The 17,426-nt window shown below is 57.0% G+C and carries 13 protein-coding genes; 8 read left to right on the forward strand and 5 right to left on the reverse strand.

Annotation, left to right across the window (positions count from 1 at the left end):
- Positions 1–52 precede the first annotated feature (52 nt).
- The 6 genes from K3J57_RS06480 (at position 53) to K3J57_RS06505 (ending at position 7,731) form a co-directional block, all read left to right on the forward strand.
- Positions 53–1,501: an aldehyde dehydrogenase family protein gene (locus tag K3J57_RS06480; protein WP_259786794.1), complete on the forward strand. Its 1,449-nt coding sequence runs from the start codon at positions 53–55 to the stop codon at positions 1,499–1,501.
- The gene (locus K3J57_RS06485; RefSeq protein WP_259794535.1) at positions 1,501–2,478 is read left to right on the forward strand and encodes a membrane dipeptidase; all 978 of its coding nucleotides are present in this window, start codon (positions 1,501–1,503) and stop codon (positions 2,476–2,478) included. The genes K3J57_RS06480 and K3J57_RS06485 overlap by 1 nt, the downstream gene beginning before the upstream one ends.
- Complete coding sequence (locus tag K3J57_RS06490) at positions 2,475–4,160, forward strand: hypothetical protein (protein WP_259797591.1); 1,686 nt, start codon at positions 2,475–2,477, stop codon at positions 4,158–4,160. The genes K3J57_RS06485 and K3J57_RS06490 overlap by 4 nt, the downstream gene beginning before the upstream one ends.
- Positions 4,157–4,786, forward strand: coding sequence for a DUF3726 domain-containing protein (locus K3J57_RS06495; protein WP_259794541.1), 630 nt, complete (start codon positions 4,157–4,159; stop codon positions 4,784–4,786). Before K3J57_RS06490 ends, K3J57_RS06495 begins: the two co-directional genes overlap by 4 nt.
- A gap of 12 nt (positions 4,787–4,798) precedes the next feature.
- Positions 4,799–5,809: an Ldh family oxidoreductase gene (locus tag K3J57_RS06500; protein WP_259794542.1), complete on the forward strand. Its 1,011-nt coding sequence runs from the start codon at positions 4,799–4,801 to the stop codon at positions 5,807–5,809.
- Positions 5,810–5,892: 83 nt separating this feature from the next.
- Positions 5,893–7,731, forward strand: coding sequence for a BCCT family transporter (locus K3J57_RS06505; protein WP_259794544.1), 1,839 nt, complete (start codon positions 5,893–5,895; stop codon positions 7,729–7,731).
- Between the two features lie 718 nt (positions 7,732–8,449).
- Here the strand turns inward: K3J57_RS06505 and K3J57_RS06510 are convergent.
- The 5 genes from K3J57_RS06510 to K3J57_RS06530 all read right to left on the reverse strand — a co-directional run bounded on the left by K3J57_RS06510 (position 8,450) and on the right by K3J57_RS06530 (position 15,344).
- Positions 8,450–10,141 (reverse strand): BCCT family transporter, encoded by a 1,692-nt coding sequence (locus K3J57_RS06510; RefSeq protein ID WP_259794546.1) that lies wholly within the window; start codon positions 10,139–10,141, stop codon positions 8,450–8,452.
- 198 nt (positions 10,142–10,339) lie between these two features.
- Positions 10,340–11,764 (reverse strand): carnitine 3-dehydrogenase, encoded by a 1,425-nt coding sequence (locus K3J57_RS06515; RefSeq protein WP_259797592.1) that lies wholly within the window; start codon positions 11,762–11,764, stop codon positions 10,340–10,342.
- Positions 11,761–12,525, reverse strand: a complete 765-nt coding sequence (locus K3J57_RS06520) for an SDR family oxidoreductase (protein ID WP_259797593.1) — start codon at positions 12,523–12,525, stop codon at positions 11,761–11,763. The genes K3J57_RS06515 and K3J57_RS06520 overlap by 4 nt, the downstream gene beginning before the upstream one ends.
- A complete protein-coding gene (gene bcoG, locus K3J57_RS06525) occupies positions 12,522–13,439 on the reverse strand; it encodes a 3-dehydrocarnitine:acetyl-CoA trimethylamine transferase BcoG (protein ID WP_259790660.1) in 918 nt (305 codons plus the stop codon). The genes K3J57_RS06520 and bcoG overlap by 4 nt, the downstream gene beginning before the upstream one ends.
- 15 nt (positions 13,440–13,454) lie before the next feature.
- Entirely contained in the window at positions 13,455–15,344 is a 1,890-nt protein-coding gene (locus tag K3J57_RS06530) for an acetoacetate--CoA ligase (RefSeq protein WP_259797594.1), read from the reverse strand.
- A 178-nt stretch (positions 15,345–15,522) separates the two neighbouring features.
- Between K3J57_RS06530 and K3J57_RS06535 the strand changes: the two genes are divergently transcribed.
- Positions 15,523–16,476 (forward strand): GlxA family transcriptional regulator, encoded by a 954-nt coding sequence (locus tag K3J57_RS06535; RefSeq protein WP_259797595.1) that lies wholly within the window; start codon positions 15,523–15,525, stop codon positions 16,474–16,476.
- A 474-nt stretch (positions 16,477–16,950) separates the two neighbouring features.
- Positions 16,951–17,259: a RidA family protein gene (locus K3J57_RS06540; protein ID WP_259794557.1), complete on the forward strand. Its 309-nt coding sequence runs from the start codon at positions 16,951–16,953 to the stop codon at positions 17,257–17,259.
- Positions 17,260–17,426: the final 167 nt, after the last annotated feature.

A 17,426-nucleotide genomic window follows, 5' to 3' on the forward strand; every position in this document is an offset into this window, starting at 1 on the left:
CTGCAAAAGTCCATACTGGTCAAAACTGACTTTTGCGCAAGGCGACACTTACATGACCGACATCCAAAAGAACTTGATTGCTGGCGAATGGCTGACTGGCGAAGGCGAGATCGAAAATCGCAACCCGTCGGACCTGAGTGATCTGGTGGGCATCTTCGCTCAGGCCAGCGGTGATCAACTGGAAGCCACCCTTGATCAGGCGCGTGTCGCGCAGCGTGAGTGGGAAGCTTACGGTATGGAACGCAAACAAGCGGTTCTGATGGCTATTGGGAACGAGCTGATCGCGCGTTGCGAAGAGCTGGGTGCTTTGTTGTCCCGCGAAGAAGGAAAGCCATTTGCAGAAGGCAAAGGAGAGGTTTACCGCGCCGGTCAGTTCTTCACCTACTACGCAGCCGAATGCCTGCGCCAGCTGGGCGAGAATGCAGACAGTGTGCGCCCGGGCGTCGAGATTGACGTTCGCCGCGAAGCTGTTGGCACCGTCGCGATCATCTCGCCCTGGAACTTCCCGACAGCGACTGCGTCGTGGAAGATCGCGCCCGCACTGTGCTATGGCAACGCCGTGGTCTGGAAACCCGCCAACGTCACGCCCGCCTCGGCGGTTGCCCTGGCAGAGATCATTAACCGGCAAGACATTCCCAAGGGGCTGTTCAGCCTTGTTATGGGCGCAGGCCGTTCTGTTGGTCAGCGTCTGGTTGAAAGCCCGAAAGTAAACGCGATTTCTTTCACCGGCTCGGTCCCGGTTGGTAAGGGTATCGCTTCCGCTGCCATCCAGAACCTGACCAAGGTGCAGATGGAGATGGGATCGAAAAACGCTCTGGCCGTGATGGACGATGCCGATCTGGATCTGGCAGCGACGCTTGCGCTTGGCGGCGCCTTTGGTGGCACGGGTCAGAAATGCACCGCTTCCTCCCGGCTCGTGGTCCACGAAGCTGTGCACGATGCCTTTGTTGAAAAACTGGTGGCCGGTGCGCAGGCAATGAAAGTGGGCCACGCGCTGGAAGAAGGCACCCAGATGGGGCCGGTTGTCAGCGAGCAGCAACTGAATGAAAACCTGGCTTATGTCGAACTGGGCAAAGCTGAAGGCGCGGAACTGGCCTGTGGCGGTGTCCGATTGGATATGCCGACCGAGGGTTACTACATGTCGCCGGGCGTATTCCTGAACACCACCAACGACATGCGCATCAACCGCGAGGAAATGTTCGCGCCGTTGACGTCTGTCATCAAGGTGGGAAGCTACGACGAAGCACTTGCAACCGTGAATGACACCAACTTTGGCCTGACCTCGGGCATCGTGACAACCTCGCTGGCCCGCGCCACGCATTTCCGGCGCAATGCGCGCACTGGTGTTGTGACTGTGAACCTGCCCACCGCCGGCACCGATTATCACGTGCCGTTTGGTGGCCGCGGCGACAGCTCCTATGGTCCGCGCGAACAGGGCAAGGCGGCGGCGGAATTCTACACCACCGTCAAGACAGCATATATCAGTGCAGGACCTGTCTGATGCGTATCGACGGTCTTCAATACGCCAACTGGTCGGAGAAGATCTTCCGCCAGCTTCGCGAGGGGGGCGTGGATGCGATCCACGTCACCATCTCGTATCACGAAAACTTTCGTGAGACCGTCCTGAATTTTGAAAAATGGAACCGCTGGTTCGAAACCTATCCCGACCTGATCATGAAAGGTCAGTGGGCCAGCGACATCGACACGGCCCGTGAAACCAGGCGCACGGCTGTGTTCTTTGGCTTCCAGAACCCGTCGCCGATCGAAGATGACATCGGTCTGGTCGAGATCGTGCACACCCTTGGCGCGCGCTTCATGCAGCTGACCTATAACAACCAGTCGCTGCTGGCGACCGGCTGTTACGAGGCCGAGGACACCGGCATCACCCGCATGGGCAAGCAGGTCATCAAAGAGATGAACCGCGTGGGCCTTGTGATTGACATGAGCCATTCGGCGGACCGCTCGACCATCGAGGCGGCAGAGCTGTCGGAACGCCCAATTGCGATCACGCACGCCAACCCGCATGACTGGTCGCCTGCGCTGCGCAACAAGAAAGACGCGGTGATCCGAGCCGTGACCGGGAACGGCGGCATGTTTGGCTTCTCGATCTATCCGCACCACCTGAAAGGCAAGTCCGATTGCACGCTGGAAAGCTTTTGCGAGATGATAGCCCGCACGGCGGACAGCTATGGGATCGAGCATCTGGGGATCGGCACCGATCTTTGTCAGGACCAGCCCGACAGCATCGTTGAATGGATGCGCGTAGGCCGCTGGACCAAGGAAATCGACTATGGCGAAGGGTCAAAATCCGCGCCCGGCTTCCCCGCCATGCCCAGCTGGTTCAAAGACAACCGCCATTTCGGAAACATCGAAGCGGGCTTGAAAGCCACTGGCATGTCCGCTGACGAGGTTGCCGGGATCATGGGTGGAAACTGGTATCGTTTCTTTGGCGAAAACTTTGGACCTCAGATCAAATGAACACATCAAACCTACATATTGCGCGCCGAGACCCCGCCATCGTCATGCGCCTACAGCGCCTTGGGTCGCTGCATCAATGCCGTCTGAGCTTCATGCGTGTCCTTACCCGCCGCCTGGCGCAAGAAAACTGGCAGTTCTCGCGCCCCGTATTTGACATTGATGTCAATGGCGTTGGGCATGCAGTCTATACGGCGCAAGGGCCGAAACATACGTATTCACTGGTGGCCTTTGCACATGATCTGCCACCAGACATGCGCTCAGATCGCGTGATCGCAACCGCATGGGATGCCACATTCACGCTTTTTGACGGGGTGCCGGATGCAGATGACATTCAACGCCTGTCCGAAAACGTACCGCTACAAGAAGCAGGGCGCGTCAGCGAAAAGGAAATCTCGGTTTCGCGCGCCAACCGATCTGTGCGCCTCTGGGCCCATTTTGTCGATGCACTCGCGTCGGGTCAGCAGCCTGATCAGGACAAGATCGACGCTGTCGGATATCTGATGCGAACAACTGCAGTTTATGGATCAGGCAAGCTTGGAGCGATGGACCGAGAAGGCATTGCGGGCCGCGACGAAATGGTTGTCCCATTTCAGGCCGAGATGTTGTCGGTCTTTCTGACCCGTGCCTTCGTGCGTGATCTGGTCCAGCATATGGCAAATGCCAAGGGTGGCCCCGATGCGGTGCAACTTGCCCCCAATATCGCGCGCCAGCTTGGGATCGGAAATTCGACCGGGCTGGGCATGGCGCCCTTCATCATCAATCACCCTATTCTGTTCAACAACTGGATCATTGCCCGCGAAGAGGCGATTGCCCGCGTTCGATCACAAAAAGCTGCGACGGAGGCTGAACGGAAGACCTTCACAAACATACTGCAACGAAGCGAAGCATCAGTTGACCGATGGCATTCCGAACATCCGATCCAGATTGAGAAGCTCAAGCAGCTGCGGGCGGATTTTGTGACCCTGGGGGCTTATCTCGAGGGGGGCGTTCTGCGCGACGATTACCCATGGGACAAGCTGATGCAGTGGGCAGGCAAGGAACTCAGCATAGAAGGGCAAGAATTTGTCGCCTCGCTTATACTTGAACCTTATGGCGACCTCGTCGATGGACTGGCGGTCTGCATGGCGGACAGCAACGCGGATGCGTTCGCAATCAATGGCGCCATGTCAGTCTCGCAATGTCGGGCGTTGATCGAAAAAAGTTTCGGCTGGGCGTTCGATATTGATTGGAATGCAAAGGAAAACCGGGCGCGCGCTTGGTATGTTTCGGAAGAGAAGCTTGAACCGCGCCTTGGCGAACGGTTTGACGAACCGATCGAGGATTACGAGCAGCCCCTTGCACCAGCGCGTGACGCGGTTGCCGCCCACTTGGATCTTGCCTCGTTTGACGATGATCAACCGATTGCTGCGTTTCTGTTGCAGCATCCCGAACATCGCCACACAATCCGGCGGGCACAGATGAGCGGCATCGCGCCCTATGGCGAAATTCATGACAACACGATCTGCGCCACGGTTCTTCCCATCGACATGTTGCGCGCCAAACTGTCTTTCTTCGGCGCGACACATTTCGACCCACGCTCTGATCGCTGGGTTCGCATCTGCATGTATGCCGGCGCCCCCTACCCTGAAGATCTGACAGACGAAAACGCGGACCTTTGGGTTTACCCGGAGGTCACGCAATGAGCTACTCGTTGAATGAAATGGAAGCGACAACCAAGCGTGCAACGCGTGGTGCGGGATACCCCTGGGGCCTGGCCGAGGACGCTGCTAAAGCGGCCCGCTGGCTGTGTGCTCAGGGCCTGGATGGCAGCGCCGAAATGGCACAAGTTCTGGAGCGTAGATTTGCAGAACACCCTGCGAAACACAGGCCACACTCGCATGAGGGCGTGTGGCGGGCTGAAGGCGACCTGTGCCCCATTTCCGCGGGCGCATTGCTGTCTGATTGCGCGCAGACCTTGAAAGCTGCGCCGATCGAGATGCGGCACGTGGTGGTCCCATCGGTTCTGCTGCCCTTTGCGGCCAGCGCGGCAAAACGTCTGGGTGGCTCTGTCCGTGTCACCTTTGATGATGTGGTGGCCATGACAGATGGCACACACCTCGAATTGCAAGGCGAGTTGCCCGGGCTGGTCCAGCGCGTGGTGGTATCCCAATGCGCTGAAACGGTGAAACCCAACCGCTTGCTGACCCGCTCTCATCCTTCCGCACAAAGCTGGGATGTTCTGAACCGCTTTGCCCATAAAACATACGCCCCCGCAACCGAAGAATCCCGCACATTGGGCGCCGGAGCGGGACTGTCTGACAATGACTGAGAAAGCATCAACATGGTAGAAATGCAAACCCTGACCCTGGCAGAGATCGAAGACCTGTCTTTCCGTGCGCTTGTGGCTGCGGGAACGTCTGAAGACAACGCCCGCCCCCTGGCGGTCGCCACCGCCGCGACCGAGGCAGACGGTGTGGCCAGTCACGGGCTTGCCTATATCCCGATCTATTGCGAGCACGTGCAATGCGGGAAGGTGGATGGTCAAGCCAAGCCAGTCGTGACACGCCCACGCCCAAGCGTTGTGGCCGTCGATGCCGCGACGGGATTTGCGCATTCAGCAATTGATCTTGGCTTTGAAGCCTTGATCCCCGCCGCCCGCGAACAAGGGGTTGCCGTTTTGTCGATCCGCAACAGCTATAATTGCGGCGTTCTGGGGTATCACACCTATCGGTTGGCGCAGCAGGGGCTGCTCGGCATCGGCTTTACCAACGCACCGGCTTCTATTGCGCCGTCCGGCGGAGCCAAGCCGGTCGTCGGGACAAACCCGTTTTCAATTGCGGCCCCCGGAGTGGATGGTCAGCCCGCGATCCTGATTGACCAAAGTGCCAGCACCATCGCCAAAAGCGAGGTGATGAAACATGCGCGCGAAGGCAAACCCATCCCCGTTGGATGGGCTTTGGACGCCGATGGCAACCCGACAACCGATCCAAATGTGGGGCTGAAAGGTTCGATGGCGCCTTCGGGTGGCTACAAAGGCGTCGGCGTTGCATTGCTGACCGAGATCATGGCCGCCGCCATGACCGGCGCAACCCTTGGAATTGACGCGTCGCCCTTCTCGGGCACGGCAGGAGGCCCCCCAAAAACAGGGCAGTTCTTTATCGCAATAGACCCAGCAGCCACAGCGGGTGACGCTTACTCGACCGGTGTTGTCGCTTTGGCCCAATCTATTCACCAACAAGAAGGCGCACACTTACCTGGCGATGGCCGACGTAACAAAAGGCTGTCTGCACAGGAAAAAGGCGTTGCCGTAAACAAGGCGACGCTTGCCAGGATTGAAGCGATCTTGAGCTAAAACCGGGCGGGAACTGATCGGGAACCGCCACCGGAAGAAAACTAACCCGACAATACGTACATGTGCGAATAGGGAGGAAACGCATGTCTTTAAAGCAACCATTCACCGACTTGCAGGTCCGTAGGGCTGCAAGCGGGTTTTACGAGGGGCACAGCGTCGAAATCGCACTTCTCAGTAAAGCCATCATGGTCGGCCTTGTGATCTGGGCCTTGGTATGGCCTGCCAACGCCAATGGTGTTCTTGGCAGCCTCAACTGGAAACTCCTCGAGGGTTTCAACGCGTTCTACATCATCATCGTCGGACTGTTCTCGTTCTTCTTGTTGGTGGTGGCTTTGCTGCCCCAAACAGGACGTAGGATCATGGGACGCGAGGGTGAAGCCCCAGAGTTTTCCAACTTTTCCTGGTTCTCGATGATGTTCGGTGCGGGTCTGGGCGTTGGCCTGATGGTCTTCGCAACCGCAGAACCTATGGGGCTGTGGGGGTCAAACCCCGTTGTATTGGCCGGCGAAGTCCAGCCAAACACCGCAGAAGCTGTTCAGTCCGGCTTTCGTTACACGTTCCTGCACTATGGGTTCCACGCCTGGGCAATCTACGTCGCCACAGGGCTTTCGCTGGCATATTACGCCTATACGCGTGACATGCCGCTGACAATCCGTTCGGCACTGACGCCGCTTTTTGGCAAGCTCATGAACGGTGTGCTGGGTCACATCGTGGACGTGCTTGGCGTTGTGGCAACCATTCTTGGCGTATCGGTTACTATCGGATTTGGCGTATCGCAGTTCATCGACGGTATGTATGCGATCACCGGTATGGAATGGATGATGGATATGAGCGGCGATGCTCCTGCACCCGGTACAGTTGGCCTTGTGGCTGGATTGTTGGTGATCATGGGGCTTTCCATCATATCGGCTGTATCCGGGGTAGGACGCGGGGTGAAATACCTGTCGAACCTGAACCTGGTTTTGTCGATCATCCTGCTGTTGACCTTTGTCATCTTCGGATCGTTCATGTTTGCCATGACCACATATGCAACCGCGTTTGCAGACTACATCCTGCATTACGTATCGCTGAGCTTTGGGGCGTTCGGACCGCAATCTTCGGACGCGTTCGTGACCGCGCTTCCGAAAGAAGCAGTTCCGTTTGCCGATGCGCTGCGCGGTGGCGCGACCAACGCTTGGGGCTCTTTCGAAGGCTTCAAGTCAGGTCTTGAAGGCGAAGCTGCGGCGTTGTCCGACGACGTTCTGACCGCCGTTTATGCGGCAGGGGAACCCGGCCGTCAGTTTGGTTGGCAAGCAGGCTGGACCACCTTCTATTGGGCCTGGTGGATCGCGTTCTCGCCCTTCGTCGGGTTGTTCCTTGCGCGTATCTCTCGGGGGCGTTCGGTCCGCGAGTTCATCGTCGGCTGTGTGTTGGCCCCTGCCCTTGTCTGCTTTGCGTGGATGACAGTTTTGGGTGGCACTGCAATTGATATGGAGCTGAGCGGCGCTGCAGAAGGTGCCATCATTGGCGCCTCAAACACTGCCAAGCTGTTCGTTACACTCGAGCAAATCATCTCGGGCGGTCTTCTGTCAGCCATTACCGTGATGTGTGTTGTCTTGATCATGACTTTCCTGGTGACGTCAGCGGACTCGGGTATCCTGGTGATGAACACCATCATGTCAGGCGGCGATCAGAACATTGGCAACAAACACAAGATTGTGTGGGGCGTTATCCTGACACTCGTGATTGCGACATTGCTGATCGCGGGTAAAACCAACGGAGGCGCGGACCCGATGGAGGCGCTCAAAAGTGCGATGATTATCGGAGCCTTGCCGTTCACCATGGTCATGGGACTGATGTGTATTGCACTGGCCAAAGCGCTCTATCGCGACGGTTTGCGTGATAAATCAAATGCGGCCGAGCAAACATCGGCAGCTGAGTAAACCAAATAAGAACGAAACCAGGCAGCCCTCAAAGGCTGCCTGGTTTGACCAGTTTGAAGTCCCAACGAAAACTTGGACTAAGTTGAAGCCACAGAGGCGACACCGCTCAGTTTTCGTAGATGTGTTCTGTCGATATCAATGCAGTCTCATATTTGGGAACGCTTTCTTCTGAACCTCGTAGATCATCGGTCCGCCCTGGTCCCAGCCCTATTTCGATTGCCAAGCAATTGCGGCGATACACTCTGCGGATGTGCTATTCAACGCTGCGCCATCTCTGTAAGGGGGCGATGTGCTCGTTGCGACCAGTCTTCTGCAGGTTTGATGAAAGGCGGCTTTTCGATAGCTCAGCGAAAGAATTGAAACCTCTAAAACCTCAGAAGGTCAAAGCCCTAAGCAGCTGATTTAGTTGAAGCATCTAATTCAACAACTAGGAGATCCGACACTGTGTGTTAAATGCCCTTAATATTGAGACTCCAGTAATGAGACTCGATTTGCAGAGACGTTTTCGAACACTGCCCTGTCAGATTGGAAGCGCGAGTCTGGCGATGTTGAAGAAATGTCATTCAACCCGGCAACATGTCCCACGTTGTGCGCCAACCTTCATCCGGTTTGCAAACTCGGACCGACCGACAAGTCGCAGCGCTGAGGCTCCCAACTGAACAGCATTAAACCGGGCCACATGGACCCGGTTTAATCTTCTCGATTTGAAAATTGTCACTTATGCCCGCAGTTCCTGACTGACTTTCGTCCCATCGGGTGCGACTTGATAGGCGGAGTTGGAAACGGCTGAGGGATCTTCATTCAGAGATTTCACAAGCCCCCAGATCATTGCAATCAGCACAAAAGAGATCGGGAAAGCTGCGGCAATAGACGCGGTTTGCAATGCACCCAGACCGCCGGCCAAGAGCAGTGCCCCGGCGACCACACCTTCACCCAATCCCCAGATGATGCGGAACTTGTTGGGTGGGTTTTCATCCCCCATCGACAGCATCGTGGTGATCACCAAAGTACCGGAATCAGACGAGGTGATGAACCAGGAAAACAGCAGGAACGTGGCCAGGAAGGACATCGGCCAGCTCACCCAGCTCATGTCGCCCATCCAGCTGGTTCTGCCAATGTTGTCAATCGTGCCGTAAAGCGCGCTTGGCAGGTTCCAGTCGCGCACGGTCTGGATGATCCCCGCGCCATCAACAGAGGCCACACCTGCGCCCATATGCAGTTCCTGCCAGATCGCATTTCCGCCGAACATGCAGAGCCAGAAGAAGGCAATGGTCGTCGGCACGAACATCACACCAACCATGAATTCGCGAATGGTGCGCCCGCGAGAAATACGGGCAATGAAAACGCCAACAAACGGCGACCAGGAAATCCACCAACCCCAATAGAAGATGGTCCAACCACCCTGCCAGGCGATCTCGTCCCCTTCGGTTGCGGTCCAGAAGCCCATCGAGACGAAGCTGGAGATGTAATCGCCGATTGAAGTGACAAAGAAACCCATAAGCCATTGGAACGGACCGATCGCCACAAAGCCGGCCAGCAGAATGATCGACAGCCAGATGTTCCATTCCGACAGGATGCGGATCCCCTTGCCCACACCCGATACGGCAGAAGCGGTGGCGATGACCGACACGATGGCAATCAACACCAGCTTGGTCATAATCCCCGGATCAATTCCGAAGAGATAGTTCAGACCAGCAGCCATCTGGCTTACGCCAAGACCCAGAGATGTCGCCACACCAAACACGGTGCCAAATACGGCCAGCAAGTCCACAGCATGTCCCCAGGGGCCATAGATGCGATCCCCAATCAGCGGGTAAAGTGCCGAACGCAGAGTCAGCGGCAGTTTCTTGCGGAACCCGAAATAGGCCAAGCTCAGACCAACCAGCACATAGAAAGCCCACCCATGGAAGCCCCAGTGAAAGAAGGTCACGCGCATCGCATCAACCGCACGCTGCATGTCCATTTCGGCGTGTCCGCGCAGGTCGGCATGGGGGTTGTTGGGATACCCCCAAACCTCGGAATTGTCGAAATAGAATATCGGTTCAGCCACCCCGAAGAACAGGATGCCGATGCCGATACCCGCTGAAAACAGCATGGCAAACCAGCTGAAATTGCTGAATTCCGGGCGCGAGTCATCGTCTCCCAGCCGAATTTTTCCGTGTTTGGAAAACATCAGCCAGAAACAGACAAACAAGCCAACGGAAAACAGGGTGATGTAGTAAAAGCTCAACCCGTTTTCGATCCAGCTTCGGATCGATTTATAGAGCCCCCCGGCGAACTCCACATTCATGACCGTGAAGATCACGAAGGCGGCAATCATGCCTTTGGCGGCAATGCTCATCCCCGGATGCAGACCGGTGAAGAACCCGGATTTTGCCACCAGATGGTGGTTTGGATTGCTGTCACTCATTTCTTTCCTCCCTTCGGTGAGCCAGGTTTCCCGGCTCATATGTGATTGGCTGCCAGGTGCGGGCAATATTTGCATCGCAAAGCAGATCAAATTGTTTGGTGTGAGAGGTAAGATGGAACAGGGGTGCCACCTGCCCTCTCACACCATTTTGCCTGCCAGGCCATAGACAGCTGGCTGGTATCCGGCAGGCATGCTTGCCTAACCCCGTTGGCCGACAAATCGACCCGCACCTTCAGGGGTTGGCAATGCTCCATGAGCCTGAGAAAAGGCTTCGAGTTTTGTCGCCACACCATCAGAGGGCAGCGCTGTTTTGCGTGCGTTCAAATCCATGTGCAGAAGCAGCGTCTCGACCGTCGCGGCCAGCGTGTCATCAGCCCCCCACAGCCGGTGGAACAGGTGCAACACCTTGCCCTCCCCCTTCAACAACTGGGTTGTGATGCGCAGCCGCTCACCTTGGTGCAGCTCATCGATGTACTGAATGTGGTTTTCCACTGTGAAATAGCTGCTGCCTGCGGCCACGTAAGCCGCATCAGCGCCGATCATTTCCATGAAACGATCCGTGGCCTGGGCCGAAGCTTCAATGTAGTGAGCCTCGTTCATATGGCCGTTGTAATCCGTCCAACTTGCTGGGATTTGACGATCCACGGTGATTGGCAAATCGTCAGCTTCAGGACGAGGCAAACTCGCTTCATGAGCGATGATTGTGCCCCCTGCCCCGCTGCCGGTTTTCTTCAGAGCCCGCATCATACCCACCAGGTTGTCGTCGCGCAGGCGCTCCAACTCACGGATCGACATATGGCCGGATTGCGCATCTGACTGGTCCGCAATCAGGTTCACCAGTTCGTCGGTGAATTCCGGCACATTCATCAGCTTGGTCCAGGGCCATTCCAACGCCGGGCCGAACTGCGCCATGAAATGCTTCATGCCTGCTTCGCCACCGGCAATGCGATAGGTCTCAAACAGGCCCATCTGTGCCCAACGCAAGCCAAATCCCATGCGGATCGCCTCGTCGAGTTCTTCGGTGGTGCAAACCCCATCCTTGATCAGCCACAGCCCCTCTCGCCAGACCGCCTCAAGCAGGCGGTCCGCGATATGGGCGTCAATCTCTTTACGCACGATTAAGGGATACATGCCGATCGAACGCAGGATATCTGACGCCTTGGCACAGGCATCCGTATCGCCCACCAATTCCACCAGTGGCAACAGGTAGACCGGATTAAATGGGTGCGCCACCACGGCACGGGCGCCATTTTCGTTAAGCTCGGAGGGTTTGAACCCCGATGTGGAGGATCCGATTATTGCGTTCGACGGGGCCAGTTCGGTGATCTGCCCGTGGATCTTGTGCTTGAGCTCCAACCGCTCCGGCACGCTTTCCTGCACCCAGGACGTGTCCGCCAGCGCATCGCCCATGTCGTCATGGAAGGTGAGCACACCCTCGGCTGGCAGGGATTTGTCGTAAAGAGCCGGCAGAGATCGGCGGGCATTGTCCAACACCTCACCAATCTTGCGCTCTGCATCCGGGTCGGGGTCAAAGACCGAGACATTCCAGCCGTTCAGAAGGAACCGCGCCACCCAGCCCCCGCCAATCACACCACCGCCAATAATTGTCGCTTTCTTTATCATGGTGCCAATGTCTCCGTATGACCATCAACGGACAGGATCTGCCCGGAAATCTTGCTCCCGGCTTCCGAGGCCAGGAAGTGAATACTGTTCGCGATATCCTCGGCTTCGACCCAGGTTTTCATGGATACGCCCTCCACATAGGAGGCGCGCACTTGGTCTTCGCTGACACCTCGGGCGGCTGCCTCTTTGGCAATCACCCGGTCCATACGCGGTCCCTCCACCGCACCGGGACAGATTGCATTGACGCGGATCCCATGTGGGCCAAGCTCCATGGCAAGGGTTTTGGTCATGCCAACCACAGCCCATTTTGCCGCTGCATAAGGTGAGCGCAGAGGATATCCCATGATGCCAGCCGTTGAAGAGGTCATGACAATCAGGCCGTGTTTCTGGGCCTTCATCACCCGCGCCGCCCAGCGGCAGGTCAGGAAAGATCCATGTACGTTGGTCGCAACGCATCTGCGCCAATCGTCAAAACCAAGCGTCTCGATCGGGCCCACCGGTCCACCGGTGCCTGCATTTGCGCAGACCACGTCCACTCCGCCCCAATGGATCTGCAAGTTACCCAGAAACACGTCTATTTCAGCTTCGGATGTCACATCGGCCACGGATGAAATGGCAGATGGATGATCCGCAGCAAAGGCAGCCACGGCGACAGGGTCGGCATCACATATTGCCACCTGATCCCCATCGGCCAGGAAACGCTCCGCAATGGCGCGCCCGATACCGGACGCGCCCCCGGTTATGAGAATGCGTCGGCTCATGCGGCAACCGGGGGACGTTTCACAAGCCCCAGCTTTTTGCGCACCTCTTCAGGGCCGATGACGCGGGCGCCCATGTTGGTGATGATGGTGGCGGCGCGATCGACCAGTTGGGCATTGGTGGCCAGCACACCTTTTTCCAGCCAGAGGTTGTCTTCAAGACCAACGCGCACATTGCCCCCGGCCAGCGTGGCCGCCGCCGCATAGGCCATCTGATCACGCCCCAGCGAGAAGGCCGACCAGGTCCAGTCAGAGGGAACATTGTTGACCATCGCGAGGAAGGTGTTCATGTCATTGGGCGCGCCCCACGGCACCCCCATGCACAGCTGCACCAGTGCCGGACTGTCCAGAACCCCTTGTTCTACAAGAGTTTTTGCATGCCACAGATGACCAGTATCAAAGGCTTCGATCTCGGGTTTCACCCCCAGATCGGTCATCATCCGCCCCATGGCTTCCAACATGCCGGGCGTGTTGGTCATCACGTAATCGGCCTCGGCAAAATTCATTGTGCCACAATCAAGGGTGCAGATCTCGGGCAGGCATTCGGCAACATGGGCCATGCGTTCGGTGGCACCGATCATGTCGGTGGCCTCGGGATTGACCGGAAACGGACTTTCGGGATTGCCGAACACGATGTCGCCCCCCATCCCGGCGGTCAGGTTCAGAACCACATCCACCTCGGCGCCACGAATGCGGTCGGTCACTTCGCGGTAAAGCGCGAGGTCGCGCGACGGGGCGCCCGTGTCCGGGTCACGCACATGGCAATGCACAATCGCCGCCCCGGCCTTTGCCGCATCAATTGCAGACGCCGCAATCTGCGCAGGGCTGCGCGGAACATGCGGGCTGCGGTCCTGCGTGCCGCCTGATCCGGTCACAGCAGCGGTGATGAAAACTTCACGGTTCATTTGAAGCGGCATGGGGAGGTCCTTTACTTAGAGCTCTGTTGTGAAAAGAGAAGAGAAGTGATCCAGAGCCGATGGGTTGGCGAGGCCGGAGAGATTGCGAACAGGTTGCCCATTCACCACATCGCGCACCGCCAACTCGGCAATCTTGCCGGATTTGGTGTGTGGAATTTCTGGCACCGCGAGGATTTTGCCTGGCACATGGCGGGGAGAGGCATTGCGACGAATGTCCCCCTTGATCCGGGAGATCAGCCCCTCGTCCAGATAACATCCCTCAGACAGGCGCAGAAAAAGCACAACCTGCACATCATTATCGGTGTTTTGCCCGACAACGACCGCTTCCGCGATATCCGGGATCGGGTCCAACTGGCGATAAATCTCGGCGGTGCCGATCCGCACTCCACCGGGATTGAGAGTGGCATCTGAGCGCCCAAGAATCACAAAGCCACCGCTTTCGGTTCGTCGCGTGAAATCCCCCTGCCGCCAGATATTCGGATAGCTGTCGAAGTATGAGGCGCGATAGCGCACATTTCCCGGATCATTCAGAAACCGGGTGGGCATTGAGGGGTGGGCATTGCGACAGACCAGTTCACCTGCACCGTCACGGATCGGCTCACCATCCGGGCCAAGCGCCTCCACATCTAGCCCAAGCATTGCACAAGGGATCTCACCACGATGGACCGGGAGAAGGGGTGAGCCGCCGATAAAGGCACCAAGAATATCCGTGCCGCCACAGATCGAGGCCAGTTGAATATCGGACTTCCAGTCACGATAGATATGGTCAAATCCGTCAGGCGACAGCGGAGAACCGGTCGACAGGACCACGCGCAAGTAAGGAAATTCGTGGCTGTCGACCGGCCTGCTCCCTCGCTTACGCGAGGACTCTATAAATTTTGCGGAAACACCGAAATGACTGACCCGCTCGGATTGGGCCAGATCAAACAGTCGATCCCCATCCGGAAACATCGGATTGCCGTCGTAAAGGACGATGGTCGCTTCAGACGCCAACGCCGCCACCTGCCAATTCCACATCATCCAGTTGCAGGTGGTGTAATAAAACAGCCGGTCGCCGGGGCGGACATCACAATGCAGTTGGTGTTCCACCATCAGACGAAGCAAAGTACCCCCGCCGCTGTGCTCGATGCATTTCGGCTTGCCCGTCGTGCCCGACGAAAACATCACGTAAAGCGGATCGCGAAACCCCAGCGGATGGCAGACCAGCTCGGGGGCATCATCGCGTTTGAAATCCGCATAGGTAGATTGCCCGTTCGGTAGCTCTTCGGCATCCCCCGCATAGGGCCAAACCACAACCTTCGACAGGCTTGGCAACCGCGCGGCCACCTCGGCTAGGGCGGTGCGGGTGTCAAATTGCTTGCCTCCGTAGAAATAGCCATCAGCTGCGAACATCAGTTTCGGTTCGACCTGACCAAACCGATCCACCACAATATCCGGCCCGCTTTCTGGCGCGCAGGAAGACCAGACCGCTCCAAGCGAAGCCGTGGCCAACATGGCTGCGACAGTCTGCGGCATGTTGGGCACATAGCCTACCACATGATCGCCAGCCCCGATTCCTTCGGCTTTCAGTGCGGCCGCAAGCTGTGAGACCTCTTGCTTCAGTTCAGCACGCGACCAGGTGAGACGGGTTCCATCCTCACCTAGAAAGACAATTGCTTCCCGCCCATCTGCGTTTTTCAGGAAAGTCTCAACCACGTTTAGCTGTGCTTCGGGGAAAAACTGTGCCCGCATTGGATCTGCATCGTGCTGATAGGCAATGCCTCCCGGCGCGCCCAACAAACCGCAAGCCTCCCAGGCGAGGGACCAAAACGCGGCCGGATCAGCAATCGACCAGCGATGCAAGGCCTCGAAATCAGACAGGTCGTGACCAGCCAACTCACTGGCGCGGGCCGCAAAGTCGGACATAAGGAGATCGGGGCGCGCCGCATCACACGGCCGCCAAAGGGGCTGGTTCTGGTTGGTCATGATCTGTTCGTACAGTTTCTTTTTCTGGGGTCAGGCCCAAGGCCCTGCCCTCATGTCCTGCAACGCTACGCGAGAAATTTCCTTGCGATTACATCATTTCTCGCCAATTAATATACATATGTCGCCAACGCAGGTTTCCAACTTCGAGTTTCTTCTGTTTGACGGATATTCAAACATGGTGCTTGCCAGCGCCATGGAGCCTCTGCGCGATGTGGGCTTAAGGGCCCTATCCGCCACTTTAAGCTGGTCTATTTCCACATTGGACGGGCAATCGGTGCGCAGCTCCAGCGGGATCAATGTAACACCCGATCATGCCTTTGATCCCGCAGTTGAGAACAGAACACTTGTCCTGGTCTCAGGCTATCGTTTCCGCGATCTGACCAATTCGACCCTATTGGCCAACCTTCGCCAAGCCTGCCGCAATGCTGACAAGGTGCTTGCACTCGACACAGCGACCTGGCTGTTGGCGTCTGCGGGTGTTCTGGACGGACATTTGGCAACAATACACTGGCAAGAGCTGGATGCCCTGAAGGATCACTTTCCAAGAGTGAAAGCAGATAAGGCACGCTATGTCAGATCAGGTAAATTCATAACCTGTGGTGGGGCAAGCACCGCGCTGGACATGATCCTCGATCTCATTGGCGAAACCTATGGTGCAGCGGCGGCCTTCGACGCATCTTCAATGTTTGTTTATGATTTGGCCAGACAGTCCGAACAGGGCCGAGGCGCGCGCAAACTGCGCGAAAACGGGTCCCCACAGATCCTGATGGCCTTAAACGTGATGGCAGAGAATGTTGAAACTCCGCTGACCACGTTTGAGATTGCCAAACAGGTTGGCCTTTCAGAGCGCTCGCTGAACCGGGCATTCAGCCGTGAAATCGGCATTACCCCAGGCAAATACTTTCAGATGTTCCGCCTACAGCGAGCCCGCAATCTGGCCGAGGAAACCAATCTCAGCGCAGAACAGATTGCCTTGCGATGCGGCTACTCTTCTGCGGCCTCATTGGTGCGATCTTTTCAAGACGCATTTGGTCAAAGCATTAAGGAAATTCGCAAACCGAAGCGACCTTGAACCAGCAAGATCTTGATCTTCCCTTTTGAGGTGATTCCCCAGAAATGCCACGCTAATTCGACGGGCCGAAAAGAATAGACAAACGTTCTTCAGACTAAAGTCGGTGTGGGCGTTTGTGGTCTACGTGCCCACCCTCGCGCTGCAACAAGGATCACGGATTCAAACAACTCAGGCAAGTTCTCACGTATCAGCTTCACCGGGCGTCCCCCGCAACCGGGATCCTTGTTCACGCCTTCAATCACCGCCTCCCTCTGGTCTGCTGAAACGTCCCTGCCAGGGTCGCTATTGCGGGCTGACGGTTACGGCGCTGCTGGCTGATGCCAATGGCCTGTCCCCGGATGAGACAGGCTACTACCGCATCCGCCCCCCCTCAAGCCCGTCACACTGGGCAAACTCGCGGCAATGGATGACGCGGTGCAAAATGCGACCGAATAGGACAATGACAGGATTGAACGGATCGAAACCGGCCAATGTATGAGCAAGATCGTCAAGCACAACGGTGTCACCTATCTGTGCGGTCAAGTCGGGGATGGGGCGACTGTCACCGAGCAGACCCGCGACTGCCTTTCGCGCATCGACGCGCTGTTGGACAAGGGCGGGTCATCCCGCGAACAGATGCTACAGGCCGTCATCTGGCTGTCTGACATGGCAGATGTCGCCGAGATGAACACAGTCTGGGATGCATGGGTTCCGACCGGTCACGCGCCCGCCCGCGCCTGCGGAGAGGCAAAGCTGGCCCGCCCGCAGCTGAAAGTCGAGATCATCGTGACCGCGGCCTGTTGACTGACCTTCGCGACCAAAACGAATTCACAGGATGCACACTTCCCGTGTCTTCGCTGCGTATTAGCCGAACATTCGGTATCTGATATCTGGACAATTTGGCACAACCTTAAACCCAGAAAGATCATGACCTAAGTTACTGTTTTTGTGTCGGTTATAATATTTACCAT

It is taken from the genome of Aliiroseovarius crassostreae (assembly GCF_025137635.1).
In the GTDB taxonomy this organism is placed as follows: Bacteria; Pseudomonadota; Alphaproteobacteria; order Rhodobacterales; family Rhodobacteraceae; genus Aliiroseovarius; species Aliiroseovarius crassostreae.

Bases quoted from the DNA above. Each gene is read 5' to 3' on its own strand.
- K3J57_RS06480 (WP_259786794.1), top strand. From the start codon at position 53: ATGACCGACATCCAAAAGAACTTGATTGCTGGCGAATGGCTGACTGGC.
- K3J57_RS06485 (WP_259794535.1), top strand. From the start codon at position 1,501: ATGCGTATCGACGGTCTTCAATACGCCAACTGGTCGGAGAAGATCTTC.
- K3J57_RS06490 (WP_259797591.1), top strand. From the start codon at position 2,475: ATGAACACATCAAACCTACATATTGCGCGCCGAGACCCCGCCATCGTC.
- K3J57_RS06495 (WP_259794541.1), top strand. From the start codon at position 4,157: ATGAGCTACTCGTTGAATGAAATGGAAGCGACAACCAAGCGTGCAACG.
- K3J57_RS06500 (WP_259794542.1), top strand. From the start codon at position 4,799: ATGGTAGAAATGCAAACCCTGACCCTGGCAGAGATCGAAGACCTGTCT.
- K3J57_RS06505 (WP_259794544.1), top strand. From the start codon at position 5,893: ATGTCTTTAAAGCAACCATTCACCGACTTGCAGGTCCGTAGGGCTGCA.
- K3J57_RS06510 (WP_259794546.1), bottom strand. From the start codon at position 10,141: ATGAGTGACAGCAATCCAAACCACCATCTGGTGGCAAAATCCGGGTTC.
- K3J57_RS06515 (WP_259797592.1), bottom strand. From the start codon at position 11,764: ATGATAAAGAAAGCGACAATTATTGGCGGTGGTGTGATTGGCGGGGGC.
- K3J57_RS06520 (WP_259797593.1), bottom strand. From the start codon at position 12,525: ATGAGCCGACGCATTCTCATAACCGGGGGCGCGTCCGGTATCGGGCGC.
- bcoG (WP_259790660.1), bottom strand. From the start codon at position 13,439: ATGCCGCTTCAAATGAACCGTGAAGTTTTCATCACCGCTGCTGTGACC.
- K3J57_RS06530 (WP_259797594.1), bottom strand. From the start codon at position 15,344: ATGTCCGACTTTGCGGCCCGCGCCAGTGAGTTGGCTGGTCACGACCTG.
- K3J57_RS06535 (WP_259797595.1), top strand. From the start codon at position 15,523: ATGTCGCCAACGCAGGTTTCCAACTTCGAGTTTCTTCTGTTTGACGGA.
- K3J57_RS06540 (WP_259794557.1), top strand. From the start codon at position 16,951: ATGAGCAAGATCGTCAAGCACAACGGTGTCACCTATCTGTGCGGTCAA.